15 protein-coding genes are annotated in these 19,340 nt (G+C 47.8%); 4 read left to right on the top strand and 11 right to left on the bottom strand.

Annotated elements, in window-relative coordinates:
- Window positions 1–77 precede the first annotated feature (77 nt).
- From BLS15_RS09885 to BLS15_RS09905, 5 genes are all read right to left on the bottom strand, one after another.
- Window positions 78–368: an Fpa/YlaN family protein gene (locus tag BLS15_RS09885; RefSeq protein WP_021256677.1), complete on the bottom strand. Its 291-nt coding sequence runs from the start codon at window positions 366–368 to the stop codon at window positions 78–80.
- Window positions 369–668: 300 nt separating this feature from the next.
- On the bottom strand, window positions 669–911 hold the full coding sequence (locus BLS15_RS09890; RefSeq protein ID WP_021256678.1) for an HPr family phosphocarrier protein: 243 nt from the start codon (window positions 909–911) through the stop codon (window positions 669–671).
- 111 nt (window positions 912–1,022) lie between these two features.
- Entirely contained in the window at window positions 1,023–2,138 is a 1,116-nt protein-coding gene (locus tag BLS15_RS09895; protein WP_021256679.1) for an aminopeptidase, read from the bottom strand.
- Between the two features lie 100 nt (window positions 2,139–2,238).
- On the bottom strand, window positions 2,239–3,063 hold the full coding sequence (locus tag BLS15_RS09900) for a hypothetical protein (protein WP_021256680.1): 825 nt from the start codon (window positions 3,061–3,063) through the stop codon (window positions 2,239–2,241).
- A gap of 110 nt (window positions 3,064–3,173) precedes the next feature.
- A complete protein-coding gene (locus BLS15_RS09905) occupies window positions 3,174–5,138 on the bottom strand; it encodes a GGDEF domain-containing protein (protein ID WP_021256681.1) in 1,965 nt (654 codons plus the stop codon).
- Window positions 5,139–5,509: 371 nt separating this feature from the next.
- On the opposite strand from BLS15_RS09905, the gene rpsD reads away from it, so the two are divergent.
- Together rpsD and BLS15_RS09915 are read left to right on the top strand one after the other, a co-directional pair.
- Window positions 5,510–6,109 (top strand): 30S ribosomal protein S4, encoded by a 600-nt coding sequence (gene rpsD / locus BLS15_RS09910; protein WP_021256682.1) that lies wholly within the window; start codon window positions 5,510–5,512, stop codon window positions 6,107–6,109.
- A gap of 171 nt (window positions 6,110–6,280) precedes the next feature.
- Window positions 6,281–9,427, top strand: coding sequence for a penicillin-binding protein 1A (locus tag BLS15_RS09915; RefSeq protein WP_028531247.1), 3,147 nt, complete (start codon window positions 6,281–6,283; stop codon window positions 9,425–9,427).
- Window positions 9,428–9,530: 103 nt separating this feature from the next.
- On the opposite strand, the gene BLS15_RS09920 is transcribed toward BLS15_RS09915, so the two are convergent.
- From BLS15_RS09920 to acsA, 6 genes are all read right to left on the bottom strand, one after another.
- Window positions 9,531–10,370, bottom strand: a complete 840-nt coding sequence (locus BLS15_RS09920) for a PRD domain-containing protein (protein WP_021256684.1) — start codon at window positions 10,368–10,370, stop codon at window positions 9,531–9,533.
- Between the two features lie 59 nt (window positions 10,371–10,429).
- A complete protein-coding gene (locus tag BLS15_RS09925; RefSeq protein ID WP_028531248.1) occupies window positions 10,430–11,869 on the bottom strand; it encodes a PTS transporter subunit EIIC in 1,440 nt (479 codons plus the stop codon).
- A 42-nt stretch (window positions 11,870–11,911) separates the two neighbouring features.
- Window positions 11,912–12,775: a carbohydrate ABC transporter permease gene (locus BLS15_RS09930; RefSeq protein ID WP_021256686.1), complete on the bottom strand. Its 864-nt coding sequence runs from the start codon at window positions 12,773–12,775 to the stop codon at window positions 11,912–11,914.
- A 31-nt stretch (window positions 12,776–12,806) separates the two neighbouring features.
- A complete protein-coding gene (locus BLS15_RS09935; RefSeq protein WP_051250043.1) occupies window positions 12,807–13,754 on the bottom strand; it encodes a carbohydrate ABC transporter permease in 948 nt (315 codons plus the stop codon).
- Window positions 13,755–13,863: 109 nt separating this feature from the next.
- On the bottom strand, window positions 13,864–15,261 hold the full coding sequence (locus BLS15_RS09940) for an extracellular solute-binding protein (RefSeq protein ID WP_081819787.1): 1,398 nt from the start codon (window positions 15,259–15,261) through the stop codon (window positions 13,864–13,866).
- Window positions 15,262–15,489: 228 nt separating this feature from the next.
- Window positions 15,490–17,214, bottom strand: coding sequence for an acetate--CoA ligase (gene acsA / locus BLS15_RS09945; protein ID WP_028531250.1), 1,725 nt, complete (start codon window positions 17,212–17,214; stop codon window positions 15,490–15,492).
- A gap of 252 nt (window positions 17,215–17,466) precedes the next feature.
- Here acsA and BLS15_RS09950 point away from each other — a divergent pair, with 252 nt between their 5' ends.
- Both BLS15_RS09950 and BLS15_RS09955 read left to right on the top strand, forming a co-directional pair.
- Complete coding sequence (locus BLS15_RS09950; protein WP_021256690.1) at window positions 17,467–18,105, top strand: GNAT family N-acetyltransferase; 639 nt, start codon at window positions 17,467–17,469, stop codon at window positions 18,103–18,105.
- Window positions 18,106–18,128: 23 nt separating this feature from the next.
- On the top strand, window positions 18,129–19,316 hold the full coding sequence (locus tag BLS15_RS09955) for an acetoin utilization protein AcuC (RefSeq protein WP_021256691.1): 1,188 nt from the start codon (window positions 18,129–18,131) through the stop codon (window positions 19,314–19,316).
- The last annotated feature ends 24 nt before the right edge of the window (window positions 19,317–19,340 follow it).

Genomic DNA, 19,340 nt, shown 5'->3' on the forward strand with positions numbered 1-19,340 from the left:
AAAACACAAAAAGCTTGGGACTTGTCCCAAGCTTTCTTTGTATTCAGTCGTTTGCGCACTGAGCAATTTCATTCATCTTATTTCTCTTCTTTGTTCAATGCTTCATACAGTACAGCAAGATTCCGCTCTAATCTGCTGACCAGCATACGTCCGACAGCCTCTTCTACCAATCCCGCTCTAACTGCAAAATCCACCTGTCTAGAAAAACCATACATTTGCGTATCTAGCACTTCCTCATAGAGAGGGCAGTAACGCGTCGCCAAGTTCTCCATTTGAACTTGAATGAGTTTCTCTATTTGATGCGCATCATCTTCAAGCAGAGCGAGCGCTTTATCATTGATCTGTTGTACCACATCCGACGAAGACATGCCTGATTTCCCCCCTATGACCCGAAGTCACGTTTGTTCTATTTCTAATATTAGACGATCATGACCTGTAACACAAGATGCACCGCGAACTTCTGTATGACAATGCGCACTTTTCCACCTGCAATTCCCTGTACCAAAGTGAAGCGACGCCTTGCATGGTCAGCATAATTGCCATCTCATAGAGAAAAACTTGAGAGAGCAAAAAAATAACAGCGTATTTCAATAATAAGCAGAAAGTGCTTGTCCAAAAGAAAGAAGAGCCGAGACAATACGTCCCGACCCCCCAATTCTCGATCCGAATTATTCGGCTACAACAGTTACATTCAGACCATGCTTCTCGAATACTTCAGACATAGCTACTTTCGCTTCGTCTACATCCGGTCCATGAACATGCAGTTCATACGCTTGATTGCCAACGAGTGTCGTGAACAAACCAAGAATACTTTTTACGTCAATGTATTTGTTGTCGGCTTGTAACACAATCGAAGATCTGAATTTGTTCGCTGTTTGCGAGATTTCCACAATTGCCGTGTTATTAGACATTGAAATCCCTCCGTCTCAGTAAATCACATCTAATTTATACGCTTCCATCATACCGTGAATAAGAGGCTGGGCGCAAGGTGAAATCCATCAGATGAAGCAGGCAAATATAGACTACTTCAAATGTTCAGGGTTCAAGCATTCCAGCTCTGGAATAACAAAGCGGCCGTCTTTGCGAACAAGCACATCGTCAAAGTACATTTCGCCGCCGCCGTACTCTGGACGCTGAATCAGAACCAGATCCCAGTGGATGGAAGAGCGATTGCCGTTATCAGCAGTATCATAGGCTTGCCCCGGTGTGAAGTGAATGCTGCCTGCAATCTTCTCATCGAACAGAATGTCCTTCATCGGGTGTAAAATATACGGATTGACGCCAATTGCAAATTCACCGATGTGGCGAGCACCTTCATCCGAATCCAAGATTTCGTTCAAGCGATCCGTATCATTGCTTGTTGCCTCCACAATTTTACCGTTCTCAAAACGGAATTTCACGTTCTCGAATGTGAACCCGTTATAGATGGACGGTGTGTTGTAGGACAAAGTGCCATTCACCGAATCACGCACTGGAGCCGTGTACACTTCTCCGTCTGGAATGTTCCGTTGTCCGGAGCATTTGACAGAACCAATGTTCTTGATGGAGAAGCTGAGATCTGTTCCTGGCCCGACCAAGCGCACCTTGTCTGTACGATCCATCAAGTTTTTCAAGGAATCCATCGCAGCATCCATCTTGGAGTAGTCCAAGTTGCAAACATTGAAGTAGAAGTCCTCAAATGCTTCTGTCGACGTGTTCGCCAGCTGAGCCATGGAGGCATTCGGATAGCGAAGCACAACCCATTTCGTACGTTTAACGCGTTCTTCCATATGTACTGGATGGGAATAGATCGATTCGTACAACGCCATCTTATCTTTTGGCACATCGGCCAATTCGTTCGCATTCTCACCAGCACGGATTCCAATGTATCCCTGCATATTCTGCATCCGAAGCAGATCATACTCTTTCCATGTCTCCATCTGCTCTTTCGTTGCATTCAAGAGAAGCGAACGCAGTACAGAACGATCCGTCAGCTGTACAAATGGACGACCGCCGCGCTTAGCAATCTCATCCACTATACACTTAACCAATTCACGCTCAGATCCAATCATCTCTACAAGGATATTTTCCCCTGGCTGTACATCAACTGAGTATCCAACCAAGTTTTTCGCAAGCTGTTCTATTCTTGGGTCTTTCATCCTATGGTTCCTCCTCGATCAGTTAACATGAACTTACGATTATCATTGTATCACGATGATCATGCAGAGTCAGCGTGTTCCTGCACGGTACAGCAGACTTCTACTCATATATAAATTGTGACTGCATGTGAACCAATTCTTCTCTCGGTTCCCCTTGCTCCTTATAGGATGACGTTATCCAACCTTCGACATAGGCAGGGAGTGAATCCCGCTTATTCACCCACACGACATACTTCGCCTGCACCGCTGCATCCTCCAGTCTTGCATGGAGCTCCTTGCGGCCTTGGGCAGCAAGAACTGCTAACTCCTTCTGAAGCTTCTGCTCATCAGCCTGCGACATGCTGCCCTTCATTTGCTGCAGCTGCACGTTCGGTGTAATCAGCCGTTCGTAATCTTCAACCAATTGTTTGGTATACAGGCGCTTTGCCTGATCTGCACCGATTACGATTTGCAATGGAATCAGGTCTGCCCGCTGCTTCGCATCGATGCTCATTACACGCATTTGGTTGGGCAACCCAGCATGCGTCTGAACAACTGGATCAGAATCCGTCAGCAGCTTCACCCGCTTCGCCCCATCGATTCGAAGCTCTTCCAATTGTCGCAGAGGATTCCATCTGCTCTCGGTCGTTGTCTGCTCCGCTTGAGGACTAATTCGCATATGGGTACCCTTATGCTGTTGAATTTCCCCCTCGTATCTCAGCTGCTTGGCTAGCAGTTTATCTTTGCCTGTTCGGATTTCGGCCATGCCCTGAAAGCGGAACTGATCCTTGCCTACCATTCCATTGAGCGCTCTATCGAGCAATACATCAGGAGGAGTATGGTCGGCAATCGAACATCCATGAGCAATAAGCGCAACAATCAGCAAAGTTGCCATCCATATGACACGGCGCCGCTTCTCCCGTAATGTTGATCGTGCTATAGTCATTAAGTCACCTCCACTGTAAATGAACAAAAAAAAGAGGTCGGAATTTGCATTCCTGCCTCTTTTAGCGTGTCACGTCTGTTTTGGAATTATGCGGCGCACCAAAATGATGCTTACTGCTTCTTCTTGCTCATTTGAATCTGATTGCGGCCGCCATGCTTCGCTTCATATAAGGCGACATCCGCACGGTAGAACAGGGATTCAACACTGATCTTCTCATCCTGCCAGTTCCAGTCCGCGATGCCGCATGAGACTGTTACCCTCGGGTCTGTCTCGTTCGCAACCCGAGCTCGTATGCGTTCAGCCACCCGTAGTGTTTGGGGCAGGGTCAACTGCGGCAAATAAATTGCAAGCTCTTCACCGCCCCAACGAGCTGCAATATCAGTCTCCCGAATTGAAGTACGAATAATCCGGCTGACTTGGTTCAAGATTTTATCGCCAATTTGATGGCCATACGAGTCGTTAATCTGTTTAAAGTAATCGATATCCGCTACAATCAATGAACCGCAAAAGTCGTTTTTTTGCAACCGATCAATCTGCTTATCCAAATAATGCCGAGCATAGAGACCAGTCAGCTGATCTTTGTTGGCAAGATGCTTTACCCTAGCATGCAAGGTGGCGTTGGCAATCGCAAGGCCGATATGAGTGGCAAGCATTTGCAACAGTTTCAAATTCTCATACGTAAAGAACTGCGGCCGCTTGTCTGCCAGCACGACAATTCCAACCAGCTCACCTCCGCCAAATAACGGTGCAGCAATCACAGAGCGCAGTCCAAGCTTTTCAAAGAAGTGCATGGATGTAGGGCTCTGTTCCTTGCTGTCTGAGACAATAATTGGCTCGCGCAATGAGATCATGTAGCCGAACAATCCTTCATCCGCTGGCATATGAGCACCATCAAATTCTTCGAGGTTGCAGGATACAACCTCGAAGCGGTTCTTCTCGGCATTGAGCTGTAGCAGTACGCAGAACTCAGCCCCGAATACTCGGAGCAATTCGTGCGTCGCATCCCGGAATACATCCCGCAACCTCAAGCTCTGATTAATTCGCTTCGTCAAGTCATTAATGAAGCGAAGCTCTTGAATGACTTCATTGGCCTGCTCATGAAGGCGAGCATTTTCAAATGCCGTACCTGCTGTCTCGACCACGAGTTGAATGAGCTGTACATCGGAAGGATCCGGTTCCTCGTATGGAAAGCAGACTTTCAGCACGCCGTACGAGCCCTGCTTGCCGCAAAGCCCGAAGGCAACTTCGGTGTGACCCTCTTGCGTCCGGCCGTAGCATAGCTCTCCCTTCATAAATGCCTGCATGACAATCGGATCGCCCCAAGACTTGAACACGAGTGTCTTCACCTTCGGGTTCACACTATGGTGATCCTGTGATAGATACACTTCAATGCTCGATTCCGGCACAAGCCGCTCTACACTTTCCATTATTTGCGTCAGCACCGCATCAACATCAATTCGATCATGCATGTGACGCACCACATTATATAGAACATCTCTGCGTTTGTATTCTCGTTCAACAATGCGCTGAGTGTACATAAGTTCCTTAATAAATGTATATTCGAATGCAAGGTAGAACTGCGAGCGAAGCGCGTGTGTCCACGCCTCCAGCGCTGTCATGGCTCCACTCGACATAGCTGCCGACAACTTGTAAGCAACGGCTGCGAATACATTTTGCCCCTCGCGTGTCTGCAGCGGGCAGATAACCAACTGTCCATTGTCTATAGCTGCTGTTGTCTTGGTTCGTTCTTGCAAGCATTCATTCAACGCTATACTTATTCTGCTATCCGCATGCAGTGACTCATCCCCTGCCAACCATCCTCCAGCATAATCGTAAATCGCACTGCTTCCAATTATAGAAATCGCTTCATACGGCATATCCTTCAGCCATGCGCGATATGCGGATTGCAATTGCGAGGCAATATAAGGGAAATCATGCGTCGTCACGTCACGCTGAAGCAGCCATCCTTCTAATGCCAATTCTTCGTCGACAGGAGCAGGATCTTGGCAATCCTCTGTCTCTGTCTTTATTGGTTCAAATTCAGTTGTGTATTGTGGAAGTTGACGTTCCGTCATCCTCTTCTCCTTCATTTTCGAAAGGTTGTTCAATTTCTATCATACATGATTTTGCAATTAAAATGTACTATATCCCAAAAACCAATTCTATTTTTTTGGTCCATTTGAACCATGCCAAAAGATCTAACTAGAAATCAGATTCTAACTCAATTTGATTATATAGCTTGACAGGAGCGTACTCTATCTTATAATATTATGTGATGTATATGGGCGAAACTGTTGTGTCACCCTCACGATAATCATCACCGGCTAGGCAGCGGCTGAAAACCTGAGTCGGAGCTGACCGAATTATCGGAAAGCATAGGATGATTTCGACGCAATGACACCCCACAATCTAACGATAATTTTGATTGAGAAGGAGTCAATATAACATGGCACGTTACACAGGTCCTAAATTTAAATTGAGCCGTCGTCTTGGAATTTCCTTGAGCGGTACAGGTAAAGAATTGAAGCGCGCGTATCCTCCAGGACAACATGGTCCAGGACAACGCAAAAAATTGAGCGGCTACGGCGTTCAATTGCAAGAAAAACAAAAATTGCGCCACATGTACGGTTTGGGCGAGAAGCAATTCCGCACACTGTTCAACCGCGCATCCAAATTGCCAGGTATCGCTGGTGAGAACTTCATGTTCTTGCTCGAAAGCCGCTTGGACAACTTGGTATACCGTCTTGGCTTTTCCAACTCCCGTGCAGGTGCTCGCCAATTGGTAGCACACGGTCACGTGACTGTAAACGGCAAGAAAGTAGACATCGCGTCTTACCTCGTATCTCCTGGTGATGTAATCGGCTTGCGCGAAAGAAGCCGTAACTTGAAAGTGATCAAGGAAGCTCTTGAAGGCCGTCATCACTTGGCAGGATACATGGAGTTCAACGAAGCTGCTATGGAAGGTAAATTCGTACGTTTGCCTGAACGCGGCGAGTTGTCCCAAGACATCGATGAAAAGCAAATCGTCGAGTTCTACAGCCGATAAGATTCGCTCTATCGCATAGAAGCGACACCACAATCGCCTTCCCTAGCGGGAGGCGATTTTTTTATTTTTCCTGCTATATTATCATCAGGAAATGCGATAACGGACGCTCTTTTTCCTCTCACTTTTATGGTATAATGGAAAGCGCTGCAATTACTAAGGAGGAAATAATGCATGGTTGAGGAGAAAGTGACGGAAAGCGGCAAAAGACCAGCACGCAAGAGGTCGATTGGCCGCACGATATGGTCCGTTATGAAGTGGCTCATGCTGTTCGGCCTGCTATGCGGCTTATTTGCTGGTGGCGCTGGTCTCGGTTATGTAACGTCCTTAGTCAAGGACGAACCGGTTCGCCCACGAGAAATGATTCAGCAGAAGATTCAGGAGAATGCCATAACCGGATTCGCTTTTTTTAATGACGGCAATCCGATCGGACAGCTTCGAACCGAAGAGGATCGTCGTCCCGTCTCATTAAAAGATATCCCCCAATCCGTCATTGATGCCCTTGTTGCGATTGAAGACAATCGATTCTATGAGCATATGGGCGTTGATATTCGCGGACTGTCTCGGGCTGTTGTACAGAAAGTATTGAATCAATCTGTGCAGACAGGCGGCAGTACGCTTACTCAGCAATTGGCAAGACGTGTATTTTTGAATTTGGATCGTACCGACAGTCGTAAAGCAAAGGAAATACTGCTCTCCATGCGTATGGAGCGTGTATTGTCCAAAGATGAAATTATTGTTGCATACTTAAATAAGGTTCCTTTCGGAAACGGTTCAACAGGCTACAACTTATACGGAATTAAAGCAGCAGCAAAAGGTATTTTTAATATTGATAATCTGAGCAAGTTGAACATCGCCCAATCTGCGTATCTTGCAGGCCTTCCACAGCTTCCATCCGCTTACTCGGCCTTTACCGGTAAAGGTGAAGTCAATGAAAAAGGGATTGCACGCGCAATTGAACGGCAGAAGCTTGTTCTCAAGCGAATGCTTGAAGAAAATAAAATTACGATGCAGCAATATAATGAAGCGCTGGCGTTTGATATTCGCAAATCAATTGCCCAGCCTCGGGAGAAGGCATACGCTACATATCCATATCTGATGATGGAAACAGAACGTGCCGCAGCAGAAGTACTCGTACTTCAGCAGAATCCTGGACTTACGAAGGCAGACTTGCGCAAGCGCGAGAACAACGATATGCTGCAGTCGGCACGCGAGCAGCTGCTTCGCGGCGGTTATCTCGTGTATACCACCATTGATAAGAAAATATATGATGCAATGAAGCGCGTCTCTGCTAATCCTGATAACTTCTCCCCTGACAGCAAGACGAAGGGTGTTGAACAGGTAGCATCGCTGATGGTCGACCATAGAACAGGTGCCATTCTTGGCATGATCGAAGGTCGCGACTTCAAGATCGAGCAGATGAACTTCGCCACGCAGATGCTGAAGCAGCCTGGCTCGACAATGAAGCCGCTCGCAGCTTACTTGCCGGCACTGGATCAAGGGTTAATTCAACCCGCATCCATATTGGACGATGCTCCAATTGTACTCAAGGATGGCTCCAAGGGTTACCATATTCCAGGCAACGCCAACGGACGCTATCAAGGTCTTGTTACTGCTCGGAGCGCATTAAGTCAATCGCTCAACTTGCCGGCGCTCAAGATCTATATTGAGAAGCTCGGTGTGAAGAAGGCACTGGACTTCGTACAGAAGCTCGGCATCACGACCATTCAGCCTGAAGATTATTACGCGCAGACTGGCGTCATCGGCGGCTTGCGGTATGGAGTAACGGTTGAAGAAATTACAAACGCGTTCGGAGCAATTGCCAATCAGGGCGTATTCAACGATGCGTACTTAATTAGCAAGATTGTAGATTCCAATGGCAATATCGTGTATCAACACAAGGAAGATCCGCAGGCAGTTGTCTCGAAGCAAAGCGCATACCTGATGACTGATATGATGAAATCCGTCATTACGGATTCCAGAGGTACCGGGCGCCGCGTGAGAGGCGAATTTGATCTCTACGGGAAAGTTGAGGTTGCGGCCAAGACCGGATCAACCCAGAACTATGCGGATACGTGGTTCATCGGCTCGACACCAGATGTCACGATGGGTGTATGGGTCGGTTACGACAAGCCGATTCATGTACTGAACCGCGACGCTCGTTCACGCTCAACAGAGATCTGGTCGAAGGTGATGAATGAGGTGAACAAGGCCAAGCCTAATTTGCTCCACACGAAGGAGTTCACACGTCCTGACGGTATCGTGAGCATGACTGTGTCTGGTTATAGCGGCAAGCTTCCGAATGAGTTAACGAGACTCGGCGGCAAATTCGTCACGGATATTTTTAACCGTAAATATGTGCCGAAAACCGAGGAAGACGCGCTTGTTCACATGAAGTACATCACCTATGACGGCGTCAACTATATTCCACAGGACAGCACTCCTGCCGATATGATTGGTGAGAAAGTAGTGCTGAAACGCGAGAAGCCGATTCAAGTGCTCGTGGAGGAATTGAAGAAAGCGCTGGGGCATCTCTCATCCAGCAGCAATCGACGCTCTTTTTCGGATTACTTGCCAGAAGATGCTAACAACGACGCGCCTGCGAAGGTCGATCCGCGCAAGGATGACGGCAAGGCACCTTCTGCACCACGGAGCGTTGGAATCGCTGCCTTGAAGAGCGATGCCGTTCGCATTACCTTCTCGCGAAATCCAGAATCTGATGTTGTAGGATACCGTCTGTATCGATCAATGGGCGGCGGCGCTTACCAACAACAGAGCGGAACCGTTCTGACCGGAGAAGAGACGAGATTCACTGGCTATGTATCAGGCAACAAGCAGTACAGCTTCTATGTAACAGCTGTCGACGTGGGCGGCCATGAATCGATCCCATCGGAGATTGTACAGTGGGGCTCTAATGGTTCAGGAGCTGGCACAGAGGTAACGCCTACGCCGGGTTCCAATGATCCAACAGAATCAGGGAGCAGCAATTCAGGTAGAGAGGAGGGCAGTCATGAAGTCGACAACGGCAGCCGACAGGAACCGCAACGGGCTGCTGCTCAAGTACCTGATGCACCAAATGGACTGAAGACGGCACTAACGGACATGGGCGTGCGTCTCTCTTGGAAAGCTGCGTCCAACAATCCAAGTGAATATTATATCTATTATAGTGCGAGCCAGAACGGCTCTTACGAACGCATCGGCTCGTCAACGTCAACGGACTTTGAGTTGATTACTTTGACACCAGGCGGATGGTATTACGTGACTGCTACAAATAGTGCAGGAGAATCTACTTCCTCTCCTGCCGTCCAGGTCAATAACTGAGCAATTTACACAGAAGGGGGTGTCCCAAAAGTCTAAAAAGACTTGGGACGCCCCCTTTTTTTCATTCTGTATGTTCTTGTCATTGCTACATGCAAAATCACATTTATATGCTTACATTTTTCCGTTGAACAAGCCGTTCCAAATGCATTGTAAGAAATCCGATTTCTTCAGGTGGAACCGTCTTCTCCAGCCCTTCTGCAATCCAACCTGCTAATAACACAGCCTTCTCGTAGGCTTCTTCATACTCTTCACGAATCTGAACGAGAAGCGGATTATTTAGTGTCTTCCCTGCCCGTACCCGATCTATGAGTCCCTTCAGATGTCCGATGAACAGGACTGTAGAAAGTGATTCGTCAAAGTCTATCCCAATATTCTTTCCTTCCTCCAGTACCCTCGATATCATCTTCAATTCTGCAACTGACTTATTGCCCTTACCGCCCCTTCGTGCACCGTGGAAATGCATAGCCAAAAAAGCAACCTCATCTTGAGGCAAGTTCACTTTCAGCTGATCATTCAAATAGTCAATCGCTCGTTCTGCCACTCGATATTCATCTCGATACAAGTGCTGAATTTCGAACATAAACGGGTTGCTAATGACAAGCCCGCGCTTGCAGCGTTCAATCGCTAAATTAATATGATCAACGAGTGCAGAGTGAATCGTCTCCGAGAAATCCCCTTCTAAATGCCCCTGAGCGAAAGCGATGACCTCTTCGACCACACCAATAATCTTGAAATCAACCGCATGCAGAATATGCTCGTAATGCTCCAGCACATCCGTTGTGTGCAGCAAAAATTCCTGTTTAATATCAGATGCATCTACCTCCATCCCAGGCTTTTTTTGAAAGCCTATCCCTTTGCCAAAGGCAATGGAGTTCTTCCCATTGGATAGTTTGGCCATTACCACATTATGCGACAGGACATGAACAATCTTTCGTTCAATCATCCGCTCTCCCCTTCCAAGAATCGAACTGCCCAGCTGATGGATAACTGAGAATGTGCCCGCTAACCGTTAATAAATGCCGATACACTTAATCTTCGCTCAATCTTCTCCCGCAACAGCTCCGAATCCGTCCCCATCACAATATGAATGTGACCCTTGGCTACACGCATCATGCCATATGCACCAAGACACATAATTCCTACTTCATCTACCTTGGATTCATCTTCAAGCTGCAGCCGTAGTCGAGTAATGCACGCATCAACAGAGCGAATATTCCCCATTCCTCCTATATAGCCAAGCAACCGTTCCAATAGAGCATCTGCATCATCTTGCGTTCTAGCAGTCGGGCTCGGGCTTGTTGCCCCGCTCGCCCGATCCTCCTCTCGGCCAGGTGCGTGGACATGAAACATCCGGATCGCGATAGTCGCAGTCGCATAATACAATCCAAAATAGAGGACGCCAAGCAGCAGTAAGAGCAAAGTATCCTTTACGCTCGTCCACGATATGAACATATCGATAAAGCCCGCTGAAAATCCAAACCCTGCTCGTATGGCCATGAGATCTGCGAGCATGAGCGCTAAACCAGTGTACAACGCATGTATCCCGTAGAGGACAGGCGCCGTCAACATAAGCGTGAATTCAAGCGGTTCCGTAATTCCGGTCAGGAAGCTTGTCAGCGAAGCTGTTAGCATAATCGAAGCGATACGCTTGCGTTCCTGCAATTGAGATGAGCGGACGATTGCGAGTGCGTAGGCCGGCAATCCAAACATCATAACAGGGAAAAAACCTGCCATAAAGGTTCCCGCCGTAGGATCGCCAGCATGGAACCGCCACAAATCCCCTCGTACTATCGTCCCTGCATCTGTTACATATTCTCCAATTTGAAACCATGCAATATTGTTCAGTATATGATGCAATCCTGTAGGTATGAGCAATCGGTTCAACAAGCCATACAAGCCCGCTCCCCAGCCCTTCGCGGTCATGATACTGGTACCTGCATCACGAATGGCCTCTTGAATCGCGGGCCAAATAAGACCAGCTCCAACTCCAACAATGACCATAACCAGTGAAGAGATGATTGGAATGAAGCGCTTGCCTCCGAAGAAGCCGAGTGCTGCCGGCAGCCGAATGTCATGATAGCGCTCATACAATATTGCTACAATTGCGCCGCACAGCATCCCGCCAAGCACTCCGGTATCGAGGGCAATTTCATTCTCGAAATGCTTCATGACATTGGTAAATACGAAGTATCCAACAGCAGCAGCCAAGGCGGCAACCCCTTGGCCTGATGTTAATCCGATCGCTACCCCAACCGCAAAAAATAACGGCATATGATCAAAAATGGCGTTCCCGCCTAATTTGCATACACTTGCTGCTGCGTCCACCCACGGAATACTGGATTTGATATCTCCAATCCGCACTAATATTGATGCTGCGGGAAGCACTGCAATGGGAATCATCAGCGATCGGCCAATTTGCTGCATATACGTCATCATTTTCATTTCGCAACACCGCTCCCCTTACCTAGCTGCTAGGATGCTGCATTATTTTATCGCTCCGGCCATCATGCCGCTTGTAATCTGCTTCTGGAAGATCATATATAAAATCAGCACAGGGATGATTGAGAGCAGCAATCCCGCGAATAACGGCCCCCATTCTGTCCGATACTGCATCTCTGCCTGCATGATTGCGATGCCGACAGGAATTGTATACTTCTCAGGATCGTTCACCAGCACTGTACCAATAATATATTCGTTCCAAATGTTCAATACGTTCATCATACCGACAGAGATGAGTCCAGGCTTGGCAAGTGGAAGCATAATACGGAAGAAGACCCCATAATGCGAGCTTCCGTCGATGGAAGCTGCCTCATCCAATTCCTTAGGCATTGAACGGAAAAACCCGACGAGTACAAATACACCAAAAGGCAAATTAGTCACCGTATAAACAAGAATCAGTCCAAGGAGAGAATTATCTAGATGCAGATTGGAAAGTAGAAAAAACAGCGGTATCAATCCAAGAATAAGAGGAATCATCATACTGGACAAATATAGATTATACAGTGCCATGCTGCCGCGAAACGGAAATCTAGCGATAATATATGATGTCGTTGAAGAAAGCAGCAAAGCCAACACTGTGCTTACAACCGTAACAATTAACGAGTTCATGAAGTACGTTCCTAGGTGATAGTTGTTCCATACTGTTGTAAAATTAGCCCATTCAAACGGCCACTCCGGCAAGCTCCATGGCGCATTTAGCAGGAACTGCTGATTCGTCTTGAACGAGCCAAGGATGGACCACAGCAGCGGATAAATGACGAGTAACGTCCATATCCCTAGTAATGCATACATCAAAGCTCTAACCATCATATAAGAACGCTTACGAGGATATTGCTGCATGGATTCCATAGGCCGCCCTCTCCTTTTCCAGTCGAAATAGTTAAGCCATTTCAATTGCATCTCTGCGCAATAGCCGCTGAAGCGCCAACGTCGTAATGAGCGACAGAATTAGAATAAGTACGCCTATCGCAGAAGCATAGCCGAAATGGAATTGGCGGAATCCCATCTGATACAAGTACGAGCCCATGACCTGTGTCGCATTATCCGGGCCACCTTCGGTCATCATCCATACGATAACAAATGATCCATTTAACGTCGTCATCACAACCCATAAAATCGATACTTTAATTTGTTCCCACGTAAGCGGCATCGTAATGCGCCAGAACTGCTGCCATTCCTGAGCGCCATCGATGCTGGCCGCCTCATATAAATCCTTCGGAATGTTCAAGATTCCCGCGATAACTAGAATCATAACAAATCCTACACCCGCCCATATTGCTGGAGGAAGCAGCATCCACATCGCAAGATTTGGGTCTCCAAGCCATGGCGTCTGAACCTTATCCGCCGTGAACAATGACAAAAATGAATTCAAGAATCCGATGCTTGGGTTATATATATAATTCCATAGCACTCCAATGACAACGACAGACAGAATATTCGGGATAAAGAACACCGAGCGGAAAAACCCGCTCCCACGGATCCGAAAGCGAGTCATCAGCACCGCGAATAAGACCCCCAGCCCAACAATGCCAACTACTTTCCAGAATACGAAGAAATAGTCATTCAGAATGGCCTTCCCGATAATCGGATCATTCGCTAATTCGCGATAATTATCAATACCGATTAGGTTCTTCGTCTCCGATCCTCCCGACCAATCTGTGAAGCTGAAATATAGTCCGTGGAAAATCGGATATATCATAAATAAACAGAAAAATAACAACGTAGGTACGGTAAATACGAACATGAAGATCTGGCGCTTTCGCTTCCATGAAAGGCCGACCCGTCCGCTCACATCCCCCTTAACAGGAGTCTTTTGTGCAGGCACCATCTTGTTCAACCAACCCCCTCCTTATCGCTCTCCATTCATCAATTTGTCGATGCGGATTAGGATGCATACGTCTGTTCACGCATGCATCCTCTCTTAACCGCTGTACACTTTACTTCCTTGCCTTCGCAGCAGCCTTCTCCATACGCTCCATCCATTCATCTGGAGTAATGCTGCCCATCATAAGCGAGAGTGTGGAGTCTGATCGCACCTTATCCACGTCCGCATTCAATTCAATGTAAGGGGCGACAATGGTATTGTCTGAGCTATAAAATTTCATAGCTGTCTTGGACAGCCCACTCGCATTGGATTTTTCCAAATCTGCCTTCAAGTTGCCCAGTGCACCTGTCTCTTCCGCCCATGTAATGGCAGATTGCTTCGTGAACAAAAATTCAAGGAATGCTTTAGCGGCTGCTGGATTTTTCGCCTTCTTCGCAATGCCAACCGTAGCCGTAAATGGAATGGCTACAAATTTTCCGCCCGGCTTTTGAGTTATAGATGGAATGAAACCGAATTCAAAACCTTGCGGAACATCTTTCTTCATTTCATTTTCGAGCCAGAGTCCATTCGGGATAAACGCATTTTTATGTTGCAAGAATAGCATTTGCGAATCGATATGGTTAATTGGGGCTGAAGCAGGATCAATGAGACCTGCATCACGCATTTGCACCATTTGCTCCAATGCCTTCTTCACAGGCTCGCTCTTGAATACGCCTTCCTTCAAAGCGAACATGTCCAGCAGAATCGAAGTATCGTTGTTGTTGTTCACGACGAATGCGGAATCCATCACACCACTTTGGAAATAGTATGGATACTTGCCTGTAAATATAAATGGTGCATTGACCTTGCCAGACTCCTTGATTTTCTTCGCTTCGCTCATAAAAGTGTCGAAATCCTTCGGTTCCACCCAGCCATTGTCTGCAAAGAATTTCTTATCGTAGAAAATTCCCCAGGAACCGAAAACAAATGGAATTGTATACGTTTTGCCGCTGTAATCGATTGGCTTCAGCAGCAGCTCCTCTGAAATCTTGTTGCCGTCCGCGTTCTTAGCCTCTTTAAAGTAATCGGTCAAATCCATCAGTTGATCATCTTGCACCATTTGGGTTGCATTTGAGCCCGCACCGTCAATGTAGACGAAGTCAGGAGGATTGCCTTGAATCCAGCGCGGCTTCATCTGATCATTGATTTTCGGGCCTGCTGACTCTTTCACATTTACATTTGGGTACTTCTTCTGAAACTCAGCGATAATCTTCTTCCAGCCCTGATCCCCATATCCGCCGACGAAATACTGAATTTCAAAATCACCGGACACCTCACCGCCAGATGAATCTGTCTTGCCTGCATCGCTGTTGTTGTTTTGTACTTGCTCCGTTGTCTTTCCACTGCTTCCGTTATTCGATTCCCCATTCTTCTGACTGCCCGAGCTGCAACCTGCTGCCATCATTAAGACAAGTGCACTAATGATAAGCAGCAGTAAGGACCTGCCCCACTTGTGATGCATTCCGTTCATGGATATACCCCTCTCCGTCAACATGGATTGAATTCGCGATAACGGTGCAACGACAAAAAAAGGCATACGTTAAGAAGGCAGTCACATAGCGACTGAACTTCCATAACGAATGCCCTTGCGGTAACATGTTATGTCCATTCTATTGTACTTGTCGTTTCGCGTTGCAGATTCGCTTCGCTATTGGGATAATATCCCACGATTATGGATTTGTCAACAAGATTTCAGGGATTAGTCCTCGATCGTTGATAAATCACCTGTTGGCAGGTTCAGTTCCCAAGCCTTAAGCACACGCCGCATAATCTTGCCTGAGCGTGTCTTCGGCAATTTATCCTTGAACTCAATCTCGCGAGGAGACGCATGTGCAGACAATCCTTCCTTAACGAACCGCGCTATATCCGCCTTCAATTCGTCTGACGGCGTATAGCCTTCCCGCAAAGAAATGAAAGCCTTTATAATCTCACCGCGCATTGGATCAGGCTTGCCGATAACACCTGCTTCAGCAACTGCCGGATGCTCTACCAGCTTGCTCTCTACCTCGAAAGGCCCAACACGCTCACCTGAGGTATTAATGACATCGTCAATACGGCCTTGGAACCAGAAGTAGCCCTCATCATCCATATAGGCAGAATCACCTGACACATACCAACCAGTCAGACGGAAGTATTCCTCATACTTGGCAGGGTTGTTCCACACCTTGCGCATCATCGAAGGCCACGGCGTACGAATTGCCAAGTTCCCCATACGGAACGGAGGCAGCACGTTGCCTTGATCATCAATAATTGCGGCTTCTACACCTGGAACAGGACGGCCCATGGAACCAGGCTTAATGGCCATTGCTGGGTAGTTGCAAATCAGCTGCCCGCCTGTCTCTGTCATCCACCAAGTATCATGAATCCGATGATTGTATACTTTCATTCCCCAGCGAACAACTTCTGGATTAAGTGGTTCACCGACGGATAAGACGTGGCGCAAGCTCGATAAATTAAAGTTCGCAATCACGTCATCTCCAGCACCCATCAACATGCGGAATGCAGTCGGAGCGCTGTACCATACCGATACCTTATATTTCTCAATCGTCGCATACCAGTCTTGTGGACTGAAGCGTCCGCCGCGAATAACGTTCGTAGCCCCATGCAGCCATGGCGCGAAAATTCCATACGAAGTCCCCGTTACCCAGCCCGGATCTGCCGTACACCAATATACGTCGTCTTCTTTCAAATCTAGTACAACATTGCCAGTATGATAATGTTGCAACATAGCATTGTGAACATGGAATACACCCTTCGGCTTCCCTGTCGAACCAGATGTATAGTGAATAAGGAGTCCATCCTCGCGCTGCAGCCATTCGATTTCAGCTTCCTCGGACGCTGTAGACATTTCTGCATGAAAATCCACTATACCTTCTTCTTGTTCTACGCCCTCGCCAACAAGAACAATATTCTTCAATGCTGGCAGCTCGGAGCGAGGAACACGATGAACGAGCGATGGCGTCGTCACGATCGCAACCGCCCCGCTGTCCTCCAGACGATCCCGAACCGCTGTCTCCATAAATGCTTCGAACAGTGGACCTACGACCGCACCGACCTTCAATGATCCTAGCAAGCTGACGTACAATTCAGGCGTACGCGGCATGAAGATGAAGATACGATCTCCCTTCTGAATGCCAAGCTTGCGCAGCACGTTCGCGAACTGATTCGTCTTGCGGCTTAAGTCAGCAAACGTATACGACTCATCACGCGCAGCATCGCTATAATAGAGCGCTACCTTATCACCACGCCCGTTCGCAACATGCCGATCAATCGCTTCATAAGCCATATTCACTTTACCTGTCTCATACCATGAAAATTGCTTCTCTACGTCTTCCCATTTGAAATCGGCCGACCATTGTTCATAGTCACTCATGTTCGGATTGCTTGCTATAGCAGCAATAATTTCTCCCTGCACGTTACCCATATTGTTCCATCCTCCTATATCTTTTTCATTCTTTATTCATGCTTCACTATTCACGCCTAAGCGCAATAAATCGCTTTCATGAAGAACTGTACTAAAGGACGATGATGCAGTTCGTGGTGTCAAGGGAAAAAATCATGAACTTTAAGGCAAAATCATTATAGCATACGTTTTCTTTTTCGCCTATTCTTTTCCTTTTCAAATCAACCTTTTTTTGCTATAACGGAATGGAAGAGACGAAAGGAGCTGCTCGGTGTGGAACATCCAAAGAGATACTACGCTCATGTTATTCCTCATACGGAACGAGAACGAGTTGTCGTCGTCGAAGGCCCCGTACGTTCCGATATTCTTCGCACCTTGACTATGCACACCGATCTGAAGGCATTCCGCAGGCCAGCAGAACAGCAACAAGCACTTATCGAGATTGCGGATTTGCCGGAAGGACGCATTATTATTGCTAGGGAAGGCTCTACCATCGTCGGATATGTCACCTTCCATTACCCTGATGAACTAGAGCGCTGGTCAGATGGGGGAATGGATGATCTCATTGAGCTTGGCGCCATCGAGGTAGCCAAGGATTATCGCTCGCTGGGCCTTGGCAGAAGCATGGTATCGACGGCTTTTGAAGATGAACAGATGGAACGCTATATTATATTTACGACTGAATATTATTGGCATTGGGATTTAGACGGCACCCGGATGAACGTATGGGACTATCGTAAGATGATGGAGAAATTGATGGAATCCGTAGGTATGATCTGGTATGCAACGGATGATCCTGAAATTTGTTCCCACCCTGCCAACTGCCTTATGGTCCGCATCGGCAAGGACGTCCCGTTAGCGTCAGAGGAGCAATTCGATCGCGTCCGATTCCGCCAGCGGTTCATGTACTAGTATTGTAGAGAGGGATGTTGGACATGTCAGGTAAGGCCCTATACTTCATGCATGAGGAAGCCCTCCGTTATCGATTTAATGCAGATCACCCATTCGATCAGCAGCGGCTTGCCATGACGCATGACCTGCTAGAGTACGCCGAAGCATTAGATGAAGGCGCTGTCATTCGCCTTCAGACGCAAGCCTCTGATACCGAACGCTGGCTGCCCCTCATTCATCGCGCTGACTATATCGACGCAGTGAAGCATCTCAGCGATCCAAACCCATCAACCGAATGGGTAGCCCGTGCCGCACAATACGGCCTGCATACCGAGGATACCCCTTACTTCACAGGGATGCATACAGCGGCATGTGCGATAGTTGCCGGCTCCATCGCTGCATGCGAGGCTGTCATGACTGGAAAATCACAGCATGCCCTGCATTTAGGCGGCGGCCTTCATCATGCGTTCGGCGATAAGGGAGCGGGCTTCTGCGTCTATAATGATGCAGCTGTTGCAATTGCATGGCTGCAGCAAACGTACCAAGCACGTGTCCTCTATGTGGATACCGATGTCCATCACGGAGATGGCGTTCAATGGTGCTTCTATACGAACCCGGATGTGTTCACTTATTCCATCCACGAGACAGGGAAGTTTCTGTTCCCTGGTACCGGCTTCGTTCATGAACGTGGCGGCGGCGAAGGGTTCGGCGCGTGTGTCAATGTTCCTCTGGAGCCGTATACGGAGGATGAATCTTGGCTGGAATGCTTCACTGAAACCGTGCAAAGTGCGGCCGCGGCATTCAAGCCAGACATTATTATCAGCCAGCATGGCTGTGATGCTCATGCACTCGATCCATTATCTCATATGCATTGCAGTACCCGTATCTACAGTGAAATGCCGCGTATCATTCATCGGCTTGCTCATCAATACTGCGATGGCAAGTGGGTTGCCGTTGGCGGCGGCGGCTATGACATCTGGCGTGTCGTACCGCGGGCTTGGAGCATGCTGTGGCTGGAGATGAGTGAGCATCCACTGGCTCATTCGTTACAGAACCACCCCCAGCAGCCATTGCCGCAGCAGTGGTTAGCGAAGTGGTCGATGCAATCGCCTGTGCCTCTCCCGCATACCTGGCACGATGATGCCACAGAGTGGGCGCCAATGCCGAGGCGCAGCATTATCGAAGATCGTAATGCACGTGCCAAGGAGCTCGCACTTGAATATATCCGATAGAACGAGCAGCGGCGCAGGCAGGTC

This window comes from Paenibacillus sp. cl6col, assembly GCF_900102125.1.
Taxonomy (GTDB): domain Bacteria; phylum Bacillota; class Bacilli; order Paenibacillales; family Paenibacillaceae; genus Paenibacillus_B; species Paenibacillus_B suaedae.